Genomic DNA, 25,785 nt, shown 5'->3' on the forward strand with positions numbered 1-25,785 from the left:
TCATTGCCGACTACGCGCCGGCGCCGTCGATGATGGCATTGAAGGTCGCGCTGGGTCGCATGACCTTTTCACAGGCTGACGGATCGGTAAAGAAATATCCACCGATATCAGCCGGCTTGCCCTGAACCTCTGTCAGTTCCTCGACGATGGCTGCTTCCTTCTCACTGAGCGCCTTGAACAGCGGTGCAAAATGCGCTGCCAGTTCGGCATCGTCCTTCTGATTGGCCAGTTCTTCCGCCCAGTACATGCTGAGGTAGAAATGACTGCCGCGATTGTCCAGCTCACCCGCCTTGCGTGACGGCGACTTGCCGTTGTCCAGCAGACGACCGGTGGCTGCATCCAGAGTCGTTGCCAGAATGGCGGCCTTGCCATTGTCGTACTTGAGGCCGAGCTCCTCGATGGATACCGCCAGCGCCAGGAACTCTCCCAGAGAATCCCAACGCAGATGGTTCTCTTCAACCAGCTGCTGAACATGCTTGGGAGCCGAACCGCCCGCGCCGGTTTCGAACAGGCCACCGCCTGCCATCAGCGGCACGATCGACAGCATCTTCGCACTGGTGCCCAGTTCGAGGATGGGGAACAGATCGGTCAGGTAGTCGCGCAGGATGTTACCCGTGACCGAGATCGTATCGAGACCTCGGGCAACACGTTCCAGCGTATAACGCATGGCGCGCACCTGAGACATGATCTGGATATCGAGCCCGTCCGTGTCGTGGTCCTGCAGATAGGTTTCCACCTTCTTGATCAGCTCGTTCTCATGAGGGCGGTAGGGGTCGAGCCAGAACACTGCCGGGATATTGGATTCACGGGCACGTCTTACTGCAAGCTTGACCCAATCACGTATTGGTGCGTCCTTGGTCTGGCACATGCGCCAGATATCGCCTTCCTCGACACGCTGCTCGAGCAGAACTTCACCGGTATCCACATCGGTGATGCGCGCAAGTCCGGGCTCCGAAGCTTCAAAGGTCTTGTCGTGAGAGCCGTATTCTTCGGCCTTCTGCGCCATCAGACCGACATTGGGTACAGTTCCCATGGTGGTCGGATCGAAATTGCCATGCCATTTGCAGAAGTTGATCATCTCCTGATAGATACGAGCAAATGTGGATTCCGGCATGACAGCCTTGCAGTCATAGAGCTTGCCGTCCCCACCCCACATCTGACCACCGGAGCGGATCATGGCCGGCATGGATGCATCGACGATCACATCGCTGGGTGAATGGAAGTTGGTGATTCCCTTGCTGGAATCGACCATGGCCAGTCGCGGTCTGTGAACCTGACAGGCATGCAGATCACGTTCGATTTCCTCACGCTTCGACGCAGGCAATTCGGCTATCTTCTCGTATAGCGTCGCCATGCCGTTATTGACATTGATTCCCAGTTCGTCGAAGAAATCACCGTGCTTTTCAAAGGCATCCTTGTAGTAGATCCGGACGGCATGTCCGAACACGATGGGATGCGACACCTTCATCATGGTGGCCTTCACGTGCAATGAAAACAGGATTCCCGACTCGCGGCAATCTTCCATTTCACGCTCGTAGAATTCGCACAGCGCCTTCTTGCTCATGAACATGAGATCGATGACTTCGCTTTCCTGCAAGGGGATCTCTGGCTTGAGCACCTCGGTCTTGCCGCTGTCTGTCACCAGCTCCATCTTGATCGTGCGTGCCTTGTCCAGCGTGATGGACTGTTCGCCGTCATAGAAATCGCCACCGTGCATATGCGACACGTGGGTACGTGACCACTGCTTCCACTCGCCCATGGAATGAGGGTGCTTCTTGGCGTAGTTCTTGACAGCCTTGGGCGCACGCCGATCGGAGTTGCCTTCTCGCAGTACGGGATTGACGGCACTACCCAGAATCTTGCCGTAACGGCTGCGCAATTCCTTCTCCTCGCTGGTCTGCGGATCGTAGGGAAAGTCCGGGATCGCGTAGCCCTTGTCCTGCAGCTCCTTGATACAGGCAGTGAGTTGCTGCACGGAAGCACTGATATTGGGCAGCTTGATGATGTTCGTGTCTGGATCTTGCGTCAGGCGGCCCAGCTCGGCCAGATTGTCAGGTACCCGCTGTTCTTCGCTGAGACATTCGGGGAATTCGGCCAGCACTCTGGCTGCCACCGAAATATCGCTGGATTCGACTTCGATGCCAGCTGCCGAGGTGAAGGTTCGAATGATCGGGAGCAGGGAGGCAGTAGCCAGCAGAGGAGCTTCATCGGTGCAGGTATAGATTATTTTCTGCGATTTTTCTGACATTTGTTTGAGATCCTCGATCACTAGCCAATAGAGATTGTTCTGAAGCGCATAGTATAGACAGAATCCGACCCGCTTCGTGCCGGACCCCAGTCTAGGCGATGGGGAGCCCTTGATCGTTGATGGATATCAACAAGACTTGTCTCGACCTGCAGACGAACTCGGCCATGTCATTGATTTCGCGTATCATTTTCCATTCAAGACGCCCATTGAACAGCGTCGGACCAGTCTCGTTGACACCTTCCTTACAGGCAGCAGTGCAACGCTTCCGCAACAGAGCCGGCGTTGCACGACCACGGAAATTCCAGCGAATCCGGTGCCAGAAAAATGACCATCTGCCATTGTCGTGCCTCACCATGACTGAATCACGCTCGATCAGGGCGGCTGGACAAGCTCCGATCCGCGCTGTCCTTCGTATCGGCAGCAACACTGTCGCACTCAAGGAACACTGAGCCCATGACCCCTCACACCGAAGCAGGCACCCGGCGGTTGGATCACCCTCCAGCTCTTTCACTCACAGCTGGCAGAACGCTGCGGTGAATACCGGATTCTTCAACAGCATCCCGAGGACCTCTCACTTCACCGGTGTGGTGGACGGCAAGAACTTCTTTCCTGCGCCTGAAAACTGGGTCATCGTCATCACGGACATTCGCAGCTCGACTCGCGCAGTCGCCGAAGGTCGCTACAAGGATGTCAACATGATCGGTGGTGCGGCCATCTGCGCCGTGCGCAACGCCACGGGTTTGCGTGACTGGCCCTTTGTCTTTGGCGGAGACGGTGCCACCCTGCTGCTCGATTCCGCCTACCAGGCCGATGTCGAGGCTGCCCTGGTGCGTACCCGTTCCCTTGCCAGAGACGATTTCCAGCTGGACCTGCGCATCGCCTTCGTCCCGATTCGTGAGGTTCGCCAACGCGGCCGGGATGTTCTGGTCGCGCGGCACGAAGTCTCTCCGGGAAACTCACTGGCCCTGTTCGGAGGAGGCGGTGTCGAACTGGCCGAAGCACTGATCAAGAACGAACAGACATCGTCACGCTATGTCGTGCCTGAATACTCGCTACCCGGCCTGCCTGACCTGACCGGCCTTTCCTGTCGCTGGGAACCTCTACACTCGCAGAAAGGTCGCATTGTCTGTTTGCTGGTGAAATCCCAGGCTGCCGACTTCAAACAGCGGCAAGCGATCACCTCGGCATTTCTCGACAATCTCGCGGCACTCATTGGCCCCGAACTCGACCAGGCCAGCCCCGTCAGTGTCGGGTCGCTGCGATTTCGCTGGCCACCCAAGGGTCTGGCGGCGGAAGCCAGGGCCACACGGGCGAAGAAATCCTATGGACGTCGACTGGCACAACTTTATGTTCAGAGTTTCCTGCAGTGGATCATGGAACTGTTCGGTCGCCAGGGTGGAAACTACAATCCCGCTCGGTACCGCGAGGAGATCCGTACCAACAGTGATTTCTGCAAATTCGACGATGTTCTGCGAATGGTGCTCGATTGCACCGAGGAGCAGGTGGCCGGCATACGTCAGCTGCTGGACAGAATGCACGCCGCCGGGCAGATCGACTTCGGTATCTTCGAGACCGAGAAGGCGTTGATGACCTGCCTGCTGTTCGATCTGGAATCCAGTCAGCACCTGCATTTCATCGACGGGGACAATGGCGGATTCTGGTCCGCCGCAAAGGAATACAAGTTGCAAGTGAGCTCCCATGAACCAACGCCAGGCCATGCAGTTGGCGAGTCCGTCGACTCATGATGGTCAGCCCCCCTGCCCGTACGACACGCCCACGCCTCGCATGACCCGGCATTCGTGCCACACTTGGCTCGTGGACCGATCGGACCGTAACAGGAAAACCTGATTTGCCGGATAACTCTTACAGATCAGCTGCCCGCAGTCTGCTTGACAGCTTCAGGTCGAAACATGTCTGGTTCTTCAGCGGCAGAGAGTATGCAGCCCTGCCCGAGTCCCTGCGCACCGCCATCGAAGAGCAGCAGCACGGCAGCGAACGGCTGATCAGCTGGATTCAGCTGTCCATTCTGCTGGTCTTCGCCACGCTGTATGCGGCAGCGCCCAATACCCTGCCCGTCGACGGCAAATTCGAGCCGGTTCCGATCTTCCTGAGTGCCTGGTGTCTGTTTGCCTGCGCGCGTCTGTATCTGACCTACAAGATTCGTCTGAACTACCCCTTGCTGGTCATCTCGGTACTGGTTGACATGGCCTTGTTGATGGGCCTGATCTGGTCGTTTCACCTGCAGTACATGCAGCCTCCCTCCTTCTACCTGAAATCGCCGACTCTGCTCTATGTCTTCATCTTCATTGCCTTGCGTGCGCTGCGATTCGAGCCTGGCTTCGTACTGATATCCGGTATCGTGGCAGCGCTTGGCTGGTCCCTGCTGGTGTTGCTGGCGGTCATCGCCGAGTCGCCCCAAACCATCGTGACCCGCGACTACGTGGTCTATCTGACCTCCAACCAGGTTCTGATCGGCGGCGAGCTGGACAAGATCATTTCGATCCTCATGGTGACCATCATCCTGACACTGGCCGTTGCCCGAGGCAGGCGACTGCTGATTCAGGCCATCGTGGAAGGCCGCACGGCGGAGAGTCTGTCACTGTTTGTCCCACAGGGAGTGGCAGAGCAGATCACCAAGACCAGTGGACCACTGATCGATGCTCAGACCGAAACGCGTGAAGCCAGCATTCTGTTTGTCGATCTTGTCTCTTTCACCAACCTGGCCGAGCGCCTGCCACCGGAGACCCTGATAAGCACACTGAACGAATTCTTCAGCCTCATCTCGGAGCCGATAGAACGCAATCATGGAGTGATCAATCAGTTCCAGGGGGACGCCATTCTGGCAAGCTTCAATCTGCCAACCCGTGATCTGCACCACGCGACGCATGCTGTCAGAGCGGCCATTGAAATTCAGGAATTACTGCAACGGCACCGATTTACCGGTGGTATCACGCTCTCGATACGTGCCGGGGTGAATACCGGCACCATCGTTGGTGGATTCATCGGCACAGCGGACCGCTTGAGCTACACCGTTTATGGTGACGATGTGAATATCGCCGCCAGACTGCAACAACTGGGCAAGCAGTACGACGCCAACAATCTGATCTCGTCGAGAACACGGCAACTGTGCGACCCGAAGATATTCCGGTTTACCCGAAAAGGCAGCGAAATACTCAGAGGTCGCAGCAAGCCGGTCAAGATCTACGAAGCACGCAAACGGCACCCCTGAATCCGGGGCCTGCAGACCCACTTGCCGGGAGAATCATGAGCGCAGGGGAATCTCCTGCGGCGCTCCCGAGCGTTGCCCTCAGGTCAGACTGTGTCCGGTGAGCTGTGCGGGAACCTGCCTCAGGTTTGCCCCTCCTCGGGAACCAGCCGGGTACTTTCCTCATGATCGGACAGGTTGACGGCACGACGCGTCCTGACGCCGAGCAGGCGTCGCTGGGCCTCTGCAGGCATGGCGGTGAAACGCAGAATGAATCGCCCTGCCCGGGACGATCGCCGCAGCACCTTGCCGTAAATTCCGGTAATCATCGGTGCATCGTCAGCGGCGTCCAGTTCCAGCCACAGATCGGTAAAAGGCGGCGGCATCGAGCGACACTGGATCTCGGCTTCCCGGGCAGACAGACCCATCATGACACCCCGCCGTGTGCGCCCTTCCAGCATCTTGCCCTCCAGATGGCGGAAACCCAGCGGCAACCCCCGGCTCAGCTCTACCCAGGCATCCGACGGCTCCGGCAGTCGCAGATCGTGGTTGCCCAGCAGTCCCCTGACATCAAACAGCTGCACCGGATTCGTGGCCCCCTTGGGTTCGACGCTACCGATATCGACCAACTGCAAGGGCGACTGGACAGCATCCCGGGTCGACTTCGAGATCAGCACCTGACCACCCACGGTATGACCTTCGATTCTGCCAGCCATGTTGACGTTGCTGCCAACGACTCCGTACTTGGCCCGTTTCCGTGACCCGATGTTGCCGGCAACCACTTCACCGGTATTGATGCCAATGCCCATCTCCAGCTCGGGCAGCCCATTCAGCACATTCCAGGCATTCACACGAGCCATCATCAATTGCATCTTCAACGCGCAGGCCACGGCTCGCTCGGCATCATCTGCACGCTGGAAGGGTGCTCCGAAGATCACCAGGATGGCATCACCGATGAATTCGTCTATCGTGCCGTTGTATTTCTGAATGACCGTGGTCATCTCGCTCAGGTAATTGTTCAGCAGCTTGACGATGGTTTCAGGATCCAATGAGTCGGAGAATGTCGAAAAGCCCCGCAAGTCGGACATCAGCACCGTCACTGTGGTCTTGCGACCACTGAAATCGGGGCCATCGGTGGATTTGAGCAGACTGTCGGCAATCTCGGTGGACAGGTAACGTCCGAAGGTCTGCTCGATGAATCGCGAGTGAAGCTCCAGTTGACGGGTTCGTTCCCGTACCTTGACCTCCAGGTTTTCCACCAGCTCGGCATTGTTGATCGAGATCGCGATCTGCCCGGAAAGCAGCGACAACAAGCGGGTTCGTTCCGGCGTGAATGCCGAACTGATCAGTTCGTTTTCGAGATAGACCAGGCCGAGCAACTTGCCCTGACTGAGAATCGGCTGGCACAACAGAGAGCGTGAACCCTTGCGTTGCACATAGGAATCTGCCATGAATCGCTCATCGATCTGCGCATCCGCCACGACCACCACATTCTCGGTGCGCGCAGCAAAGTGTATGACCCCTGCCGGTACCAGTGTACTGCCGTCGACCGAATCGATCGGAATGGACATGAGAACGGAGGCTTGCTCCGAGAGCACACTGGCCTCGGCCTCGATGAACAATTCACCGTCTCTGGACAACAGCAGCACGCCACGTTGTGCCCCTGCGTTTTCCATGACGATACCCAGCAGGCGATCCAGCAATCTGGCCAGTACCACCTCGCCCGACAGGGTCTCTCCGGCCTTGACCAGGGTATTCAGATCCAGGTTTGCCATGGCCAGTTGCCGGGTCGAGAAATCACGTGTGCCGAAAGTCGCCGCTGTCTGGCCGGCCGAGGCGGTACGGGCATCTCGATACTCGGTCAGCAGCTGCGGGAACTCCAGCTCCAGCTCCTCAACCTTGCGACTGGCTCCCCACATCTGTAAGGCGTATCTCGCATCTCGCAAGTACATGGCGCCGGCGCGGGAATTCGTGCGCTTGTCCAGACAGAACCTGGCAGCCAGCTCGTTCGCCTGCGCTTCGTCTTGCAGAAACTGGCCTTCGTGTGCCGCATCAATGGCGCGATCGTACAACTCCAGGGCATCGGCATCCCGATCATCCAGCCGAGCAATCTCGGCCTCCACCATCAAGCGCTTGGCCAGAAAGTTCTCGGGACAATGCTCCGCCCATAAAGTCAACTGCGCAAGGTTGTCCGACAGTTGATCCATCGTCCGCATTCGCGTGTCATCGTCCTGGCCTGCCGCCAGCGCACTGAGCGCCAGTGACTGATAGAGCAGCCGCTCGGCCAGATTCGGGTGATTGACGATATAACTGAGCTTGTCCTCGATCGCCCGTGTCTCCTCCAGGGCCTCCGCAGGCCTGCCGAACAGATACAAGGCCTGAGCCTTGCGGATCCTGTAGAAGCACAGTGCCATGGCAATCTGATGCTCTTCACAGGATTTCAGGAAAGCGCTCTCGTCGATCTCGCCGGCCGAAAAGTCTGCACTGGATCGGCTACGACCCGCCAGTGTGGACAGAACGATCTGATGAGCAACGATGCAGGCGGTCGCCCCCGGGTTTCTGGTGCGGGCGTTGAAAGCCAGCTGATCGGGTATGCCATCGATGATATCGTCCAGGGGCTTGCCGGCGAAGGAATCCAGCATGACTCGATACATGACCAGATAACCGGCCCAGAGAATGTCGCCGGAATCCAGCCCTGCGCGATAGCCTCGGTCGATCACCGGCCTGGAGTGCCGGATGTGTCTGACCCACGGCATCAGCTCGATGCCATGTACCAGGCAGACTGTGGCAGTCGGTGCCTTCCCCGGGAACTTGTCACACAGACGCAAGGCCAGCTCTCCAAACTGATAGCCCTCACGGAATCGACCCATATAGGCACCGATGATCAGACCATAGTTGGAAAATGACAAGGCTGAGGTCGGCGCATTCCCATGTTCCAGTGATATGCCGACCGAAGTACCGACGATCAGCGGAAACAGCTGCTGATTGGACAGAAAGGCTGCAATGGTCAGATGGCGAAGGCAGCGCTGCGCCAGGGCCATCTCGGCGCTGTCCACGACCGGCCTGTCTATCAGGGAATCGATATCCACACCTTCCATCAGCTGCACGACTCGAGCGATGGCCTGTTCACCGGCCGTCTGTACATCGTCCAGCGGCAACTCCACGCCCACCAACTGCAGGGCCCGGCAGCCAGCTTCCAGAGCCTCCTGGTATTCGGTGAGCAAGGTATGCTGCGCAATACGCGTGAAACAGACCTCCGCCTTCTCCAGATCGCTGCGCGATTTCTCCAATGATTCAAGAACCAGCCTGGAACACTGATTGAAGTGACCGTTCAGGTATTCCAGCTTAGCCCGCTGGCGAACGATCTCCGAGGTCAGCTCGTAGTGCCGCGTCCAGTCCGGGTCATTGACCAGATCCTGGGCTGTCACGATCAAGGCCAGCGCCGACTGATAGGCAGTCGCATCGGCCGCCTTGCCTGCGGCCATCAGGTCGAGTTCTGCCAGTGCCAGTTTTTCCTGTTCGTCCCCGATCAGTTCGCAGCCGTAGTTCAGGTGATCCACCACCTCGAACACTCGTTCCTTCAGTGCCGTCGGCGACAGGGTCTGCTGCAGGCGTCGGCCAATGGCCAGATGTACCTGTTTCTGCCGGTTCTTCTCGATCAGACTGTAGGCAGCCTGTTGAATGCGATCGTGCTGAAAACACCAGTCGCGTACCACCAGCGGTGACAGCACATCGTCCTCATCAGAGGTGGTCAACTGCGTCAGTGGCCGGATCAGCTCTTCGTGCAAGGCCGGACGAAGACTCTCGAACGCCATCTCACGCGTTGAATGCTGTATCAACGCCAGCGTATCGATATCGAACTGGTTACCGATACACGCCGCCAGTTGCAGGGCTTCCTGAGCCTCCAGCGGCAGGCGCTGCAATTTACCCAGCAGCAGGTCGATGACGTTGTCGGTAATGCCAGCTGCCTTGATCGCGTTAAGGTCCCACTGCCAACGTGCCCGCTCAGAGACACTGGAGGCCTCCTGAGTCAGCAATCCGGCACGCTCGAGATCCAGTAGAAACTGACGCACGAACAAGGGGTTGCCATGCGTTTTCTGCACGATCAGTCTGGCCAGTGACGTCAGCTGGCCTCTGTCGGCAGACAAGGTGTCCGCCAGCAGGCGCACGATATCCGTCAGTGTCAGCGGTGCCACGGTCATGAACTGCAGGTGACCGCCGCCCTGTTGTATGTCTTGCAAGGCCAGACTCAACGGGTGCTGTCCATCCACTTCGTTGTCTCGGTAGGCGCCTATCAACAGCAAATGCCTGAGTGCCTCATCGCAAAGGACTGCCTCCAACAGGCTCAGCGTCGCCGAATCCGCCCACTGCAGATCATCCAGAAACAGAACGATCATGCGCTCCCGACTGCACAGCGTCAGCAGGAACTGCCTGATGGTTCGCTTGAAGCGATTGGTGGTTTCCGCAAACTCCAGCTCGGGCAACGTCGGCTGGGGCCCGATGACCAGTTCCAGTTCCGGGAGCACATCCAGAATGAGCTGGGCGTTGGGCGACAACGCTGCCTGCAGGTCCGCGCGCCATTGCTCCAGCCCATCGACGCTCTCTGTCAAAATCTGTCTGACCAGATCTCGCAGCGCGGCCACCATTCCCGAGTACGGCGTATTGCTCTGCATCTGATCGAATTTCCCGGCGATGAAATAGCCCCGAGCGGCAGTCACCGGTTTGTGTATCTCGCGAACCAGTGCAGACTTGCCAACGCCCGAATACCCACCGACCAGTATCATCTCGGCACGCCCGTCGCTGGCTCTGTCGAACGCTGCCAGCAGCTCCTTCACTTCCTTGTCCCGACCATAGAGCCTCTCGGGGATGTGGAAATGCGCCGAGTAGTCACTGCGACCAGCCTCGAACCGTTCCAGTGATTCACCCTCCCTGACCGTTTCCAGATCTGCCAGCAGACCCATGGCGCTCTGATAGCGGTTCTCGGCCTTCTTGCTCATCAGCTTGCTGACGATCTTGGACAGCGGCAGGGGCACATCCGCCTTGCATCGGTGTGCCGGTACCGGTTCCCGGGCAATGTGACTGTGCACCAGTTCCATGAAGTCGACGTTTTCGAAAGGGCGAACGCCCGTCAGCATTTCATGAAAAGTGGCTCCCAGCGAATAGAAGTCGCTGCGATAATCCAGCGTCCGGTTCATGCGGCCGGTCTGCTCCGGCGACATGTAGGCCAGCGTTCCTTCGAGAACCTCCGGGCTACTCAACACCGGCTGTTCACTGGAAAATCGCGTGGCTATCCCGAAATCGATGAACTTGATCTCGCCGGTGCCCGGATTGATGACAAGATTGGCCGGACAGATATCCTTGTGGACGATGCCGGCCTGGTGAATGTGCTTCAATGCCTCGACCAGCTGAATGGCAGCATCCAGAAATTCATCGAGCGACAGTGATCGATTGGCCATGAGATCGGCAAGGGACATACCGTCGAAGTCCTCCAGCACCATCAGCAAGGTCTTTTCGTGGCGTCGCAGCTCGTAACTGTGAATGACTCCCGGCAGATCCAGACTGCGAGTAATCTCGAATTCCCGACGATAGCGCGCCAGCTCCTCCGGCGACGGATAGTCGTTCTTCAATATCTTGATGACCACCGGCAGTCCGTCGCTGTCTCGACTGGCGCGAACAATCAGGGAGTTCCTGCTCTCGTATAGTCGTTCTCCTGCCTGGAATCCGGGTATGAATGACATGATCAATTCGAGTATGCGCTGTGTGTGACCGGACTCGATGGGTAGTACCCGAGACCGTGCCCGACTTGCGCAAAATTGAGTTCGGAGAAATTGCCGAAGGGCAGATACCGGGACATCAACGGAAAGACGTCCCGGTTCCACTGCGCCTGATCGTGACATGCCGTCAGCCTGTCCACCGGTAGACATCGTGCCGAGTCGATGTAATCACACATCAGCTGGAGATCGCTCGCTACCAGAGGATTGCCGGCGGCGCGTTGCAAGCCCTCCACAGCGTGATCCCAGAATGGACTCTGCCACTGTGAACCACAGCTGTAATGCCAGCCGACAAACAGTGAATTGCGCGCGGTATAGGCGCACATCGACGCATTGTAATCATCCACCAGTACCCGCTCGATTGCAGTGGCAGGAGGGCAATGACCGATCAGCTCCATCGCCGCCCGAACCTGGACGATGGCAGTACCGATGGCGGTCGCCTCCAGCGGTTCGATGAACGAGGCGGTGTTGCCGATCCGGAAGACCCGCCCATCACACAGGGTTCGCCGCATGAAATTCGGAAAATCCAGCGCGCCTCGCTCCTGCCAATCGGTTACGCCCTCATCACCGAGAAAGGCCGCGAAATCCTGTTCCACGGACTCTTCGGAGCTGATCGTCGAATTGAATACGTAGCCACAGTTGATTCGATCACGCAGTGGCAGCTGGAATATCCAGCCATGCGCTCTGGCGATGGCTCGAGACTCGGTACATTCCGGGCTCGGAGCAAGCCAGCGCAGCCGCGCGCGGTTGACCGGGATCCAGTTCAGGCTCACGATATCTCCAGCCTTCTGCGCCGTGTTGATTTCCTCTCGGGGGAATCCCCGGGCGTCGAAGACAAAGTCGCAGGCCATGCAACTCCCCCCTGCCAGACGCAAAGTCACCTCGTCCTCCGCGTGTTCGATTGCTTCAACGAATCCATCGATCTGACAGGCCTTGACGTGCTCGGCAATGATCTGCACGATTTCACTCGCATCGATGTGATAGCCGATCAGGGTCGACGGCTGAAACCGATTGAAGAACGGCTTTCCGGCCCTCCCCCAGCCTTCGAACAGCACACCTGTCTTCAGGGTTGCATTACAGCGTTGTGCCAGATCGACGAAGTCCAGGCCCGCAATCTCCTTCAGCCACATAGGAAATCGTGGGGTGGTCCCCTCTCCGACGCCAATGGTCGGTATGCTGGAATCGAACACATGCAGCAACTGCGCATCAGGCAAAGTGTGACTGACATGAGCCGCGGCTATGTACCCGGCGGTACCACCACCCAGAACAGCGATTCTCATGCGAATTCCCTGCTCGACAGTGACTGGCGCGGGCTGAGCAGGTTCTGCACTGCCAGCAAGGCATGCGTAATGGCCTGACTGCCTGGCGCTGCCTCATACAGCTGCCGTAGATGCAGGCTGTCTTCGCGCAGCGCATGACCTTCAACATCACAGCCCGTCGTCTGCTCCCAGGCAGGTCGGTTCTGCTCAGCCAGAGCCTGTTGAAATCGCCGGCACTCCGGAGCGCTTTCGCGATTCTTGGAGATCTCGTCCCTGAGCAGCAGTGATGCTCGAGCCGCGAGGCTCATGCCCAGCCCTGCATAAGGATCGAGTGTGCAAGCCGAGTCACCCAGGGCAACCAGACCATTCGGCCAGAACGCCGACTCTTCATGATGTCGCCAGCGATTGATCGAAGGCGACAGGCGGTGTACCGGCGATACCGGTGTGGCTCGCTGCAGCATGCCGCTGAGCTGGCACTCGTTGAACCGGGCGACCAGTTCCCTCAATGCGGCTGGCGTTCTGGGCAGGGATTCCCGCGTCGGGTCCACCAGGACAAGCCCCCAGCGATCATGTTCTGCTCGCAGCATCATCAGCGATCGCCAGGCATTGCACGGGTCCGGCGCCAACGCCAGACAGTGCCAATCGGGTGCCTCCTCGGGATCGATATGAAACCAGCAGGACACCTGACGACGACCGGGTGACACGACTGTTTCACGAACAGGTACTACGGACCCATGAGCGGACGAATCGGGACTGTCGGTGCCTGCCGCGACATTCGCCCCTTGCGCCAGCCATTGAGGCAGACGTGATGCAGCCCCGCTGGCATCGACCACCAGATCGGCCTCGATCAGATCGCACTGAGCGGTGGCAGGCTGCTGCAGCCACACACCCTTGACTGCCTGCCGAGAGCGATCATGGGCCAGACCCCGCACCTCTTGTCGGGTATACAGGCTGATGCCCGGAGCGGAACCGATCCGCAGTCGCAGCATGTGTTCCAGCAGGGAGCGAGAACAGGCATACAATGTGATGCCAGAGCAGGAACGTGGCAAGCAACCGGCAGACAGACGCATCACCGCATCTCTCGAGGCATCGAACGGCACAGCTCCCAGAGACTGCAGCTGCGCGCGCCAGCCGGGCAGCAGTTCGTCCATCGCACTGGCGCCAGCTGCCATCATCACGTGCAGACAGCGACTCTGTGGAGCACTCGGGCGCATGGCAGGGCTGCCTTCGGTCTGCAAGTCCGGATACTCACCGCGTTCCAGCACACTGATACGCTGAAACTGCCCTTCCAGGGCAAGCGCCGCCAGCAATCCGCCGATACCGCCACCAATGATGAGTGCGTGCTGCCTCACGCCGGCTCCGATGCCTTCTCGTGTTCCCGGGCGATCGCCTCCGACGCCTTTCCCACCCCCGGCATGCTCCGATAGTGTTGAGGTACATCATAGGATATCCGGGTGAATGTCTGAGCCACCACGGCACTGATGCCGGTATCACCGTCCTTGACATAAGGTCCGATGATGTGTCGCTCATTGGGGCTGTGAAAATACTGATTGTTGTAGTAATGGCCACCTTCGAGTGCCAGATCGAACAGGTAGGTGCCGGGTATGCTCTCTACTCCGGAGACTGCCGGTCGGGTCTTGACCGATTGACATGACTTGCCATCGACCAGCAGGTCGAAGTCGCGAATGACCACCACGTTCCGAAGATCGGATCTGGCAGGATGCGCCAGAACCTCATCCAGATTCCCCAGATCATTCTGCCAGTAATGCAACAGCTTGCCCGGCGTCTTCCAGTAGATGGCACACAGACTCGGGCCGGTATACAGGTACTGACCCTTTTCGTCATACATGATGGAATGCCCTGTCCAGACTCCCACCATGATGTCGAACGGAATCGAAAAACCGGTATTGGCGTTGCTGACACTCATCTGCGTATCCTCTGCTGCCGCAGGCAGCGGTTAGAACTGAATGACAAACGGATTCAACTGATTCTCCGTCAGGGGTTCGCGCAACCAGCCCTGTTGAACCGGCACATCGTAGAGACGTCCTTCTGCGAAACGCGCCCAGAAATGCCGTAGCCCGGGGACCACGATTCTTGTCACGGGCAATCCGACATCGGGCCGGGTCTGGTCCAGCACCAGTGTGTCCAGACCATGGTGCGCCAGTGCATCCACACAGGTCCGGAGATCCCGAGAGAGATCACCGGACGCCAGATTCTCATGCGGCCTGCAGCCTGGCGATCGCACGCTCGATGCTCGAGGCATTCCAAGATAGGGGTTCTCATCAAGCCGAACGGTTTGCCACCAGTGAATTGCTTCGTCCGTGCCAAGGTACTCTTGTGAAGACGCCTCGCCTGCCGCCATCGGTACGGCTTCCAGTGACTGATTGAGTTCGGTCAGGGAGCGTAGCAGTGCGATTTCCGGGTCGAGATGGCAACCGAAACCGTAGATGATGTCCTCTTGCGGCTTGTCGGTGCGTCGGGACAATGCCGCGTAGACGGGAATACCGATATCGCTGGTGACATCCAGAACCCACAAGTCCCGTCCCAGGCTCTGATAGTGTTTCTGAAGTTCGCGACCATATTCATCTTTCAAGGCCTGCAGATCCACTGCTGGCCTTTCGATGCGGTTGTACCACCAGATGGCCACGGCATCACGCTCGATCAATTCGAGAACCCCTTGCAGCATGGCCTCCTCGAGCACCGCTCCCGCCGCACAACCGTTGGAATCGGCCCGCGCAAACAAGGAGTCACTACTGCGGTAGCCAAAGTAGCAGTATGATGTCGGCAGAAAGCGGCGGCGCCCTGTCGTCAGTGACCACAGCGGACTCCAGTCGATCTGCGCACTGCTGTCAAATGGCTCTGGCACCCAGTGTGCCTTGTGTTGCCGTTGATTGTGCAACTGCCTGTTCCGATATTGTTCCTGGCTGTAGCCCATGCAGACATTCGGATGGATGGCCTCGCCGGCCAGCGCATCGAAGCTGGCTCGCTGCCGGACCTCGGTACCATCGAACACACCGCTGTAGCGCTCCAGAGACTCGCCGACTGCGCTGGCCCTGGCCTGGGCTGCATGCTTGCCCTTGCCGCCAGAACGGCGACGCAGTCCTTCGTACAGCATGAAGTCGCCATCGTGCATGTCGTTGAAATTGTGATCGGCAGAGTAGGTGGGAGTCATCCAGTGATCTACCGGCGTCGTCGGCCCGGACCGACGGCCCACTTCCAGATTGCCGACAATGCCGGTGATGGGACTGACATGGTGTTCCAGCTGTGCGGCCATGGCTTCCGCGCTCATGACACGATAACCACCGCCGTCCAGTTTGCTCACCTTGCGCTGCGAACGAATGCGCGGCATGGCGTCTTCGCGATCGAGATCTGCCAAACCATTTCCACAAGCCTGACACTGAGGCCGGCGTACCAGGATGTGATGCCGGCGCTCCAGCGTCAGAAGGTTCGTGCTCACCACACGATCGAGCAGCGCGGAATGATCCGTTGCCAACCAGCGCGTCACCTCGGCGGCAACTTCCAGCAATTGCGCGAGCAGTGAGGAATTCAGGCCCGCGGCAGGTGCGCCCGGCGGCGTTTCCGCTGCAGCCCCGAGGTAACAGTCCACTCGCCGATGCCAGCGCAGGCGCTGTGCCAGGCACTGCCAGCAGGCAGACCGGCCAGGCATGAAGGCAGGTCCCATCCAGGACTGCAGTCCGCGCGGCTTGACCAGGATCCAGGAATGTCCGCTCTCCAGCGATTGGGCGTTCCAGCTCTGCAATTCAGGGTGCAGATAATCATCGGTGATCACGATGCTGCAATCGGCATCCTGCTGCACGGTGATGCCCTCCTCTGCCAGGCATTCCGTCAGGATGGAGACCGTGGCAGGGTCCATCGTGGTGCCGATCAATCGAATCGAGAGGCTGGACTGCTGCAGATTGTGTAGTGCCCGGGATGGCGCTGTGCCTGACAATTCCCAGAAGGCTCTGTTCGCTGCCTCCAGAACGGTGGCATCCTCCGCCAGATAACCACCCTTGCGAAGTCGATCCAGCGCGCCCAGTACATCGCGGGCTGCATGGGTATCAGCCAGCTTGCTGAAAATGGACTCGACCGGGTGATTGCCATTGAGCATGGGGGCCAGTGCCTTGAATATGCGCTCGGGCATCCATGCGTACCGACCTTCACAAAGAAGAAACAGACCATCGTCCGGATCGACGATGGCGTTTACACTGGACTTGAAGCGGGGGTAGGCGGTCGCCTCGGCATCCACGTGTACGTATCAGCAACTAGCAGCAGGCGGGCGGAATCTTGTGGTGCTTGTGCAGGTCTTCATCCTCGACGCCCTCTGGTCGAGGCCCGATGTCGACAACCTTGTCGAACTCGTTACCCGTCTGCTCGCCATATTGCGCCAGAGCAGCGGATGGATCGCTCTCCAGCAGGGCCCTGAATTCCGGCTCCTTCCATGCTTTTGCATGGATGTGACTCCATTGTTCCCTGGTCGGTGCAGCCATGTTTCTTACTCCTGTACAACGCTGAGTGAGACCGTCATCGGCATGAACATTCTGACGATACGGCTTGTCTTCTTGCTCTCGACCCGAACCACCTGGCGGCAAGCCGAGTCGGCTTTCCGTGCGCACAGTCTCACAAGGCAAGTGAAAAACCTGCGACAGTGCCGAGTCAGAATGACACGCAATGTGACCGAATTGTATTATTCAGGATGAAAACGATGCTTTTGTATAGGAATGGGCGCCCGCATGACCAGTTCTGGCAACCGTGCGGCCGACACCACCCTTCCCATCAGTGCCTTGCCTGCACTATAAATCGAGTGCTATCGCCCCTGACGGGCTGCACAATGAATCTGTCGGCAACCAGCAGGATAATCCGCGCCATCTGCTGCATGGCCAGGTGGCTGGCAATGCAACTGCGTGGCCCCATGCCGAATGGCAGATAGGGCGCAGCACTTCCGGACACTGCCTGCAGAGGCTTGCCGCCCTGCGACTGCGTCGCCATCGGGTCCTTGTCATTCCCGAGAAAACGCGCGGGAATGAACTGCTCCGGCTGTGCAAAATAACGCGAATCACGATGCAGCAACTGCGGGCTCACCAGAACCAGCATCTGTCGATCCAGCGCATGGCCGCGCAGTTCGAAGGCCGACGTGACTTCACGAAACAGAAGTGGTGCCGGTGGATGAAGCCGCAGGCTCTCCTTCAGCATGGCAAGGCAGTGAGGCCCATGCCTTGCAACTGCGTCTCCGCAGGAAGCGGAGGAAAAACGCCTGGCCTCAGCCAGCAATATTTCGCGCCCCACGTGGTTCGATACTTCTCGCCAGAAAGCCATCAGACTGGCTGGAATCGTCAGATGCCCGGCGTACAGCATCTGCATGATTTCGCCAATGAGTGCCTCACGCCCCCATCCCGGCTCAGTCGTTTCCCTGCCAGCCAGCAACAAAGACAACAGATCACCCCGTGTCTCACCACTGCACAGTCTTTCATCCACGATGCATACAATTGCATCCATGTTCGAGGGTGCCCTTGGCCGTACTTGCCACAAGGGGGCTGACGGATCACCGCCATCAATGCTTCTGCGATCCTCGCCCAGGGCCTGTGTGCGTGACACCAGCCCGGAACGTTCATGGCAATCCGGCATACCTTCGATATCGGCATCCAGCACTGTCCTCAGTGCTATGCGGGCAACCAGCAATCGCAGTTCCTGCCGCAGGTCCAGCACCGCATCATTACGCCAGGTATCCAGCATCTGTGTTGTACACTGAGTCACCGATACTGCGGCTGCCGACACCATGGCTGATGTGAAACAGGGGCGCAGAGCCTGTCGTCGTCTGCGCCATGACTCGGCCTCGAGCGATGTCAGACCATCTCCCCAGTCTGCGCGATGGGACTCACTGACGAACTCGGGCTTGCAGAGATGCGTTTCCTGTCGTTTCAGAAGTTCACGGACCTCCGGCGCACCGTTGACCAGAACGCAAGCCGAGTCCCCCAGATGAAAGCCGACAACGTCCCCATAAGCCCTGGCAAGATCCGACAGGAAGGTGAAGGCATCCGCTTGCCACAGACGATAATTGAAAGCACCGGCATCGTCTCCGACAGGGCCCGGCAAACCGCGCGTCATGCGCTCTGCCCGAAACGTCGCGCAAGGTATCGCCCGCTGCGTGTCGAGTTCAGCGAGACATGAGCACCTCGACACTGTGCTGGCAATACTCCCTGACACGGGATATTGCGAGCCGCGAGGATGCGCACGGTATTGTTCTGCAAACAAGCGCAGGCCAACACCGCGTGGCCACCGGGGGCAACACGCACATACGAGATCTGCTCGTCGACGAGCGCATCAGCGAAGAGCAACTTCAATCGGTACTGTCGGCTGGCGGCGATGCCGGAAGTGCGGCCTCGATACTCTATCAGCTGGACCGCCTCGGAGCGCTCGACAGGCACCTGAGTGAATCCGACCGGCAGCTTGCCAGCTGCCTGGCGCTGCGAGCGGCGCCGTCGCCATGGCCGCAGTGCCTGCCCGAGGGCAGATTGAGGCTTTCGCGCTACACGATCGCGCATCGCACCGGAGGTTGCCTGTGTCTGGAAAATCCCGGGCAATGGGCCAACCTGGAGCTGCATGACAGAGCGCTGTCCGGTCTGCTGCATGACCTGTCGGTCGGCCTGAGCGCTCAGCAGATCATCACCCGGATGCAGGACCTTTCCGCACAGGCCATGCAAGCCATCCTCAGACTGTTCGACTGGTGCGGCCTGCTGCATGCCGCACAGGAACCCCCCGGGGCGGCTCACGAGCGCTTGTTTCATACACGAACCCGCGCCGGCTATACACAGCGTTTCCCCGGCCGATCCACAACGGCGGGCCCGACACCATTCCGCTCGGACACGCTCGATGAACGCCTCGAGAGTGCCCCGATCACCAGGCTTGACAGGCCCGCCAGGAAATCTTGCAACAAGGCCACTACGGACTACGCCACGGTCATCAGCCAGCGCCGTTCCATCCGAGAGCAAGGTAAGGCTCCCATCACCAGCGGCTGCCTGGCAGAGTTTCTGTTTCGCACGGTCGGCGAGCAACAGGGTCGACGCAATTACCCCAGTGGTGGCAGCTGCTATTCGATCAAGACCTATGTGGCCATACGCCAATGCCGGGGCATTCGGGCAGGTCTTTACCTGTACGAACCGTTTCGTCATGAACTTGTGAGCATCGCACACCCCGGCACCTCACTGACGCGCCTGCTGGCAGGAGCTGCGCGTACCGCAGATATCACCATACCACCTCAGGTACTGCTGGTGCTTGCCTGTGATTTCTCGCTGGTGCACGGCAGGTACCCGGAACTGGGCTATGCGCTGGCGCTGAAGGAAGTCGGAGCAATCTACCAGCTGGCCATGTCGAACGCAGCCGCCATGGAGCTTGCCAGTTGCCCGCTCGGCTGTGGTGACTCCCTGTTGTTCAGCGAACTGCTGGGGGTCGACTCGCAGATCGAGACGTCCATTGGCGAGCTGATGCTCGGGTCGATGCCAGACCATCGGGACTGAGCCTGGCGTCTGTGTCAGGGTTTCATCCGGTCCCTGGACAACGCTTCCACCTGATTGCGCAGATTGACCAGGCGGGCAGACAACAGTCTCATCATCGACAGAGCCGTTTGCGGATCATTGATGACCGTGCTGATGAACAGATCGCTTTCGAAACCGATCACTTCGCAATCGGTGGTAGCACGAATGGAGGCATTGCGCGGTTCACCGGTTATGACGGCCATCTCACCCACCAGCTCGCCACTGCCTTGCAGGGCAATGGATATCTCGCCGCTGCTGGAGTCCACCAGCACCGCGCATTCGCCGTGCACGATGGCAAACACGTTATCCGAGTTGTCTCCCTGATGGAACAGATACTCCCCAGCCTTCAGCTGATAGCGTTGGCTGACGAAGATCAGACGCTTGAGCTGAATGGGATCGAGACTTTCAAAAAGCTCGATGCTTCTGAGAAGTTCATATTCGTCATCAATACTCATGGCAATACCCTGCTGTTGTCGACTTGCTGCCCGGTGTCACCCGGTTATCTGTACCTCGACGGTCTGTCATGATGCGAGAACGTTGGTCAATTCCCGGTTCGTACTCACCAGGCGTTGCGCAACGACTTGCAATACCTGATACCCCATCGCACTGTTGGACTGCAGCATATCCATGAAGGCGTCCTTTTCCAGCCTCAGAACACCCAGATCGGTCACGGCCTGTACCGAGGCAGTACGGGGTTCGTCCGAGAGCATGGCAAGCTCCCCGATCACCTCATCTTCGCCACATTCCCTGACCACTCTGTGCGAACTGCCCTGTGCAATCAGGATTTTCGCCTTGCCCTCCATGATGACATAGAGACAATCGGCTTCATCCCCCTGCCGGAAAAGGTATTCTTCCCGGGAAAACCCGATCGCATCACAATGGCGAGCCAGAATCATCAGATGCGGATCATCCATCAGACGAAACAGTGGAATGCTCTTGAGCAAGGCCAGCTTCTTGTCCTCCTCGACCGTGAATGGCTGACGTGCCGTCTCTGCATTGGCTTCCTCGCTGGCGACTGGCTCATCGTCGCTCTGTGTCCCCACCTCCTCGATCTTGTCGATCTTGCCGGACTTCAGATAGGCTACTCGATCAAACAGGGGCAGAAACCGTGCCTGATTGTCGACCCAGAACAGACTCAGCGTCGGGTACTGTCGTTTCACATTCCCCAGAATTCGCTCCATCTCCTCGCTATCCAGTCCGCCCAGTCCTTCGTTGACGATGAGCACTCTGGGCTTTTTCAGTAACGCTCTGGCCAGCAACAGCTTCTGTCGCTGCGAGACCGGCAGCAATCCGCCGGCAAGTCCCGCCGGTGCAGAGAGACCGATATCCAGGATCGGCGAAATCAGATTCAGGTGTCTCAGTACATCCACGATGAGCTGATACACCTTGTTTTCCGCCCCGAGACGGCCGAATACCACACGCCCGAAGATGATGTTTTCCACCAGTGGCGCGTTGGCGTTGTATCGATCGGGCGCGAAGAAATCGATCTGCTGTCGCGACGCCTCATCCAGCTCCCCGGCAAACCGTTGCCGCAAGATCAGAACCTTTTCCTTGGCCGCTTCATCGAGAATGCCAAGTCTGTGACGGCCACGAATCAGATTGTAGGGCAGAGAACGCAGCAGCTTGCGATCAGCGGCATCCAGGCGACCGATATCCCCTTTCTTTTCCATGACCCCGAGAATGCGCTTGAGCCTGGGCAGGTCCTCGGCTTCGATGAAGTTGTAACGGTCAAAGAATTCATGACCCGGGGGCAGGTCGGAGAACAGCTCCACGATGGTGGTCGCCGACGTGACCGCGGCCTCATCCAGCGTCTGGCTGAGGCCATATTCGTCCAGCAGAGCACGCAAGACGGGATGCTCTGCCAGCCCCTCTGCCGAGAACTTGTCGTCACAGGAAGCCCCGAACAGGATGTTGTCTGCCAGAGATGCGTTGTCGTTGTACTGCTCGGGATCGAGAAATTCGACCAGCGACTCCAGTCCGTCACTCTGCACTCGTTCCTTGAACAGTTGTCTGGCCTCGATGACCCGGTCTGTCAATTCCGGAAACCGATCAGGCTCGATCGTGCGCTCGAGGGCGTAGCGTACCAGGTCCTCCTCGACTTCCACGGTCTGCAGTATTTCATCGAGCCGTTGTGTCAGCAGGTCCGCGTTATCGACACCAGCACTGCGATGATCCACCCAGTCCGCGTTGATGGCCACGTCGCTGTTTCCCGACAGGCGAGCCTCTTCCTGCCAGTTCTTGAAACAGATATCGTCATCGATCACCATGTCATCGATCAGCCCTTCCTGTGGCTGATATTTCAGGCTGAGCAGTACATTGTCTCTGATCGATCCGGAAAACAGATAGGAGTCATGACCGACATAGCTCACCGCACGCCCCGTGGTGACCCTCGGAATTCGGGTGACATCCTGATCGGCCAGCAGGATCTTGCCACTGGAAGGGTAGGTCAGCCTGGCAAACATCTGTGCCAGGCCATTCTTGCCACTGTTGCCGGTACCCACCAGACTGATCCAGTCTCCGCTGTTCATGGACAGCGAGACATTGTTGATCTCCCGTATGCCGTCATGCCGCTTGAGGCTGACATTGCTTGCTGCAACCGGCAGCTCCTTCAGCTCTTCCAGCCATTGCGGACTGAACGATTCTTCGCTGGCAACCGGTTCGTCATCGAGTGCGAATTGCTCGGTGAGAATGGTGTAACGCATGCGTGCATCGGCCTGTCCCTGATACCAGGCCAGCAGCTCCTTCCAGGGCGGCGAGAGGTCCTTGTAGGCAGCAACGGCGGCCACCAGGGCGCCAATGGTCATTTCTCCGCGGATGACCAGCAGGCCGCCGATGAGAAAGAAGAGAAACGGTGTCAACTGGGCGATGGAGTTGTTGAGAAACTTGATGAAGAACTTCATCCGATAGATCTTCACCCGGATGTTGAAGATCCCGCCCAGCAGCTTGGAGAAGTGATCCTTGTAGAAACTGCTGTTGTCGTTGATGTGAATTTCGTTGATGCCGGCAACAACCTCTCCGAGGTTCTCGGCCAGATTGCGCAGTCGCACCGTGCGCTGGCGATTCAGGAGGTTCACTCTCTTCTGCAGCTTGGGGATCAACCAGGCTTGCAGCGGGTACAGTGCAATGGCAGCCAGTCCCAGCTTCCAGTCCTGCACGAACATGAAGACCAGAATGGTCAGCAACATGCCGCCCTGATACAGTGGCAGCGAGTAGGCTTCACCGATGAAGCCGCCAAGAGGTTCGGTTTCCTGATTCACCATGGACACCAGCTCCCCCTGACTGGTGCTGCGAAACCTGGCCAGCGGAAATCGCATGATGCGTTCGATCAACTGCAGGCGCATTCGCCTGAGCATGCGCTCTCCCAGCGTGCCGCGATAGATGTTGATGACCAGTTTGAAGCCGCTGTTGACCAGTACCAGAAAGAGGAACAGAAAACAGAGGAACAGCAGATAGGGCACCTGCTCCAGCGATCCGAAGGTGAACGTGTAGCCGGCAAACTCGAGTGCGATATCAACGGGAAAATCGGAGCCACTGATGGCATCGTTGATGATTGTCTTGGGAAGGTCCAGGCTCAGGTAATAGAAGGGGAACGACAATGCGGTCATCAGAACCAGAATGATCTGCTGCCGTTTGCTGTAACGGAGAATGTAGGCAAACAAGCCGTCTTCCATCTAGTACAACCCTTGTAGTGACCTGGTACGATTCAGCCAGCACTCAGACCGACCATTGCATCCGCGACACGCGCGTCTCTGGCAAGACGGCATGCCGCACAACCATACCAGACCCTCGCAAGCCTGTATCATTGACCGTCTCGGCCTGCCGGAGGCATGAGCCGTCTGCCGCGGGCTGACCAAGAAACGAAATTCGGTTCGTCTGCTCTTTTTCGCTTGCGATTCCACCCGCTTCCGCGCAGCATTGGCCGATTTCCCAGGTCCGGTATAGGACGCTCAATCGGTCATGTCGAATCTCGATCCCGTTTTTCATCCCGGCAACTGGATAGCCGCACATCAGGCAGCCATCGCGCTGCTGCTACTGATCGTGCTGCTGGTGGCCTTCTTCGTGGAGCGCTACCCGGCGGAAGTCACGGCCATGGCCGCCGCCAGTGTCTTCGTGCTGCTGGGCTTTGTCTCGACGGACGACGTCCTGAGTGTCTTCTCCAATCCCGCGCCCATCACCATCGCTGCCATGTTCGTCATTTCCGGCGCCCTGGTCAGAACCGGACTGCTCGATGCGCTTGCCACCGTGTTCATCCACCACGCCCGCCACCGACCATTGCCCACGATTGCCTTGTTCCTGCTGGCCACGATGGCAAGTTCAGCCTTCATCAACAATACACCGATCGTGCTCATTCTCATTCCGGTGGTCATCCGTCTGGCGCAATCCATGGACATCGCGTCGACGCGGCTTCTGATTCCACTCTCCTATGCTGCCGTTCTGGGCGGTACCTGCACCCTCATAGGCACCTCGACCAATCTGCTGGTCGACGGTGTGGTCAGGGAAGCGGGCCTGCGGCCTTTCACGCTGTTCGAGATCGCGCCCGTCGGCATCTCCGTGGCCATTGCCGGCGGGCTGTTGCTGCTGCTGCTTGGTCCCATTCTGCTACCCAACAGACCAGCGGGGAAGAAGGGATCGGACATCAGTGAATCCGAATTCCTGTCGGAAGTGACAATACTGGAAAACCATCCGGACCTGGGCAAGGCCCTGTCCCAGCTGGCGGATCTCAAACGACCCGGCATACAGATCAAGGGCGTTCGCAGCGGCGGTCTCATCATGCGCAGCCACTACAACGAGCACCTGGTGGCCGCGGGCGACCGAATCATCCTGACCGCCTCAACCTCCGAGTTGCTGACACTGCGCAACAAGGCAGGACTGAGGGTCGGCATGCGCCATACTCAGGACAACGAGTCCTCGGAAAAGCCCGTGATTGCCGAGGCGATCGTGACACCGCTGCGATCGGCTCGCGGCGAGCGCATCGTGAACCTGGCACTCGGCCGTCGCCATGGGCTGCGTGTTCTGGGGGTCTACCGCCACGGCGAGGCCGCCGGCCCTGACCTGTCAACGATACGCCTGCAGGCCGCCGACAGACTGCTGATGGAAGGTCCGCCGGCAGGCTTCGACTCGCTGGCCATGAAAGGCGATCTGGCATCCATATCGCGTACCAATGAGCGCGCCTTCAGACGCCATCATGCTCCGGCCGCCTTCCTGATCCTGATGGCCGTCGTATTGCTCGCAGCCTTCGATATCATGAGCATCAGCATTCTGGCCATGCTGGCGGTGTCGGTTCTGCTGCTGATGCGCTGCATCGACAACGATGAAGCCTGGGCCTCGATGGACCTGTCCGTGCTGGTGCTCATCTGTGCCATGCTGGTGGTCGGACTGGGACTGCAGAACACGGGAGCGGTCAATCTGATCGTCGATGCCGTCGCGCCGCTGCTATCCACCCTGCCACCGTTTGCCACACTGGTACTGATCTATGTCATGGCATCGATTCTGACCGAGCTGGTCACCAACAATGCCGTTGCCGTGGTTCTGACCCCCATCGCCATCGGTCTGGCCGAACAGTCCGGCGTGGATGCCCGCAGTCTGGTCGTCGCCGTGATGATCGGCGCCAGTGCCAGCTTCGCCACCCCCATCGGCTATCAGACCAACACCCTGGTTTATGGTGCGGGAAACTATCGCTTCAGTGATTATCTGAAAGTCGGTATCCCCATGAATATCGTGGTGGGTGTCGTGGCACTGCTGGCCATCAGCGTGTTCTTCCCCCTGTAGC

The 25,785-nt window shown here is 58.6% G+C and carries 14 protein-coding genes; 4 read left to right on the top strand and 10 right to left on the bottom strand.

The genetic code is table 11. The annotated features are described in order from the left end of the window. Positions 1–10: 10 nt before the first annotated feature. Complete coding sequence (locus ACUNV4_RS22420; protein ID WP_430880863.1) at positions 11–2,248, bottom strand: NADP-dependent isocitrate dehydrogenase; 2,238 nt, start codon at positions 2,246–2,248, stop codon at positions 11–13. 533 nt (positions 2,249–2,781) lie between these two features. Here ACUNV4_RS22420 and ACUNV4_RS22425 point away from each other — a divergent pair. Further along, the gene (locus tag ACUNV4_RS22425; protein WP_430880864.1) at positions 2,782–3,993 is read left to right on the top strand and encodes a DUF3095 domain-containing protein; all 1,212 of its coding nucleotides are present in this window, start codon (positions 2,782–2,784) and stop codon (positions 3,991–3,993) included. A 104-nt stretch (positions 3,994–4,097) separates the two neighbouring features. Then, positions 4,098–5,477 (top strand): adenylate/guanylate cyclase domain-containing protein, encoded by a 1,380-nt coding sequence (locus ACUNV4_RS22430; RefSeq protein WP_430880865.1) that lies wholly within the window; start codon positions 4,098–4,100, stop codon positions 5,475–5,477. A gap of 119 nt (positions 5,478–5,596) precedes the next feature. Here ACUNV4_RS22430 and ACUNV4_RS22435 read toward each other — a convergent pair whose 3' ends face one another. The 7 genes from ACUNV4_RS22435 to ACUNV4_RS22465 form a co-directional block, all read right to left on the bottom strand. Next, positions 5,597–11,191, bottom strand: coding sequence for an AAA family ATPase (locus tag ACUNV4_RS22435; protein ID WP_430880866.1), 5,595 nt, complete (start codon positions 11,189–11,191; stop codon positions 5,597–5,599). A gap of 2 nt (positions 11,192–11,193) precedes the next feature. Then, complete coding sequence (locus ACUNV4_RS22440) at positions 11,194–12,504, bottom strand: tryptophan 7-halogenase (protein ID WP_430880867.1); 1,311 nt, start codon at positions 12,502–12,504, stop codon at positions 11,194–11,196. After that, the gene (locus ACUNV4_RS22445; protein WP_430880868.1) at positions 12,501–13,835 is read right to left on the bottom strand and encodes an NAD(P)/FAD-dependent oxidoreductase; all 1,335 of its coding nucleotides are present in this window, start codon (positions 13,833–13,835) and stop codon (positions 12,501–12,503) included. The genes ACUNV4_RS22440 and ACUNV4_RS22445 overlap by 4 nt, the downstream gene beginning before the upstream one ends. After that, entirely contained in the window at positions 13,832–14,410 is a 579-nt protein-coding gene (locus ACUNV4_RS22450; protein WP_430880869.1) for a hypothetical protein, read from the bottom strand. Before ACUNV4_RS22450 ends, ACUNV4_RS22445 begins: the two co-directional genes overlap by 4 nt. Positions 14,411–14,440: 30 nt before the next feature. Next, positions 14,441–16,732 carry a TOMM precursor leader peptide-binding protein gene (locus ACUNV4_RS22455; protein WP_430880870.1) on the bottom strand — a complete coding sequence of 764 codons (2,292 nt, stop codon included), beginning with the start codon at positions 16,730–16,732 and terminating at the stop codon, positions 14,441–14,443. Between the two features lie 16 nt (positions 16,733–16,748). Further along, the gene (locus tag ACUNV4_RS22460; protein ID WP_430880871.1) at positions 16,749–16,973 is read right to left on the bottom strand and encodes a hypothetical protein; all 225 of its coding nucleotides are present in this window, start codon (positions 16,971–16,973) and stop codon (positions 16,749–16,751) included. A 286-nt stretch (positions 16,974–17,259) separates the two neighbouring features. Continuing rightward, complete coding sequence (locus tag ACUNV4_RS22465) at positions 17,260–18,588, bottom strand: cytochrome P450 (RefSeq protein WP_430880872.1); 1,329 nt, start codon at positions 18,586–18,588, stop codon at positions 17,260–17,262. Positions 18,589–18,647: 59 nt separating this feature from the next. Here ACUNV4_RS22465 and ACUNV4_RS22470 point away from each other — a divergent pair, with 59 nt between their 5' ends. Then, the gene (locus tag ACUNV4_RS22470) at positions 18,648–19,997 is read left to right on the top strand and encodes a SagB/ThcOx family dehydrogenase (RefSeq protein ID WP_430880873.1); all 1,350 of its coding nucleotides are present in this window, start codon (positions 18,648–18,650) and stop codon (positions 19,995–19,997) included. A gap of 14 nt (positions 19,998–20,011) precedes the next feature. Here the strand turns inward: ACUNV4_RS22470 and ACUNV4_RS22475 are convergent, their stop codons facing one another. After that, positions 20,012–20,470 carry a Crp/Fnr family transcriptional regulator gene (locus tag ACUNV4_RS22475; protein ID WP_430880874.1) on the bottom strand — a complete coding sequence of 153 codons (459 nt, stop codon included), beginning with the start codon at positions 20,468–20,470 and terminating at the stop codon, positions 20,012–20,014. Positions 20,471–20,536: 66 nt separating this feature from the next. Further along, positions 20,537–23,686, bottom strand: a complete 3,150-nt coding sequence (locus tag ACUNV4_RS22480; protein ID WP_430880875.1) for an ABC transporter transmembrane domain-containing protein — start codon at positions 23,684–23,686, stop codon at positions 20,537–20,539. Positions 23,687–23,972: 286 nt separating this feature from the next. Between ACUNV4_RS22480 and ACUNV4_RS22485 the strand changes: the two genes are divergently transcribed. Further along, positions 23,973–25,784 carry an SLC13 family permease gene (locus tag ACUNV4_RS22485; RefSeq protein ID WP_430880876.1) on the top strand — a complete coding sequence of 604 codons (1,812 nt, stop codon included), beginning with the start codon at positions 23,973–23,975 and terminating at the stop codon, positions 25,782–25,784. Position 25,785: the final 1 nt, after the last annotated feature.

The sequence above is a fragment of the Granulosicoccus sp. 3-233 genome, assembly GCF_052681095.1.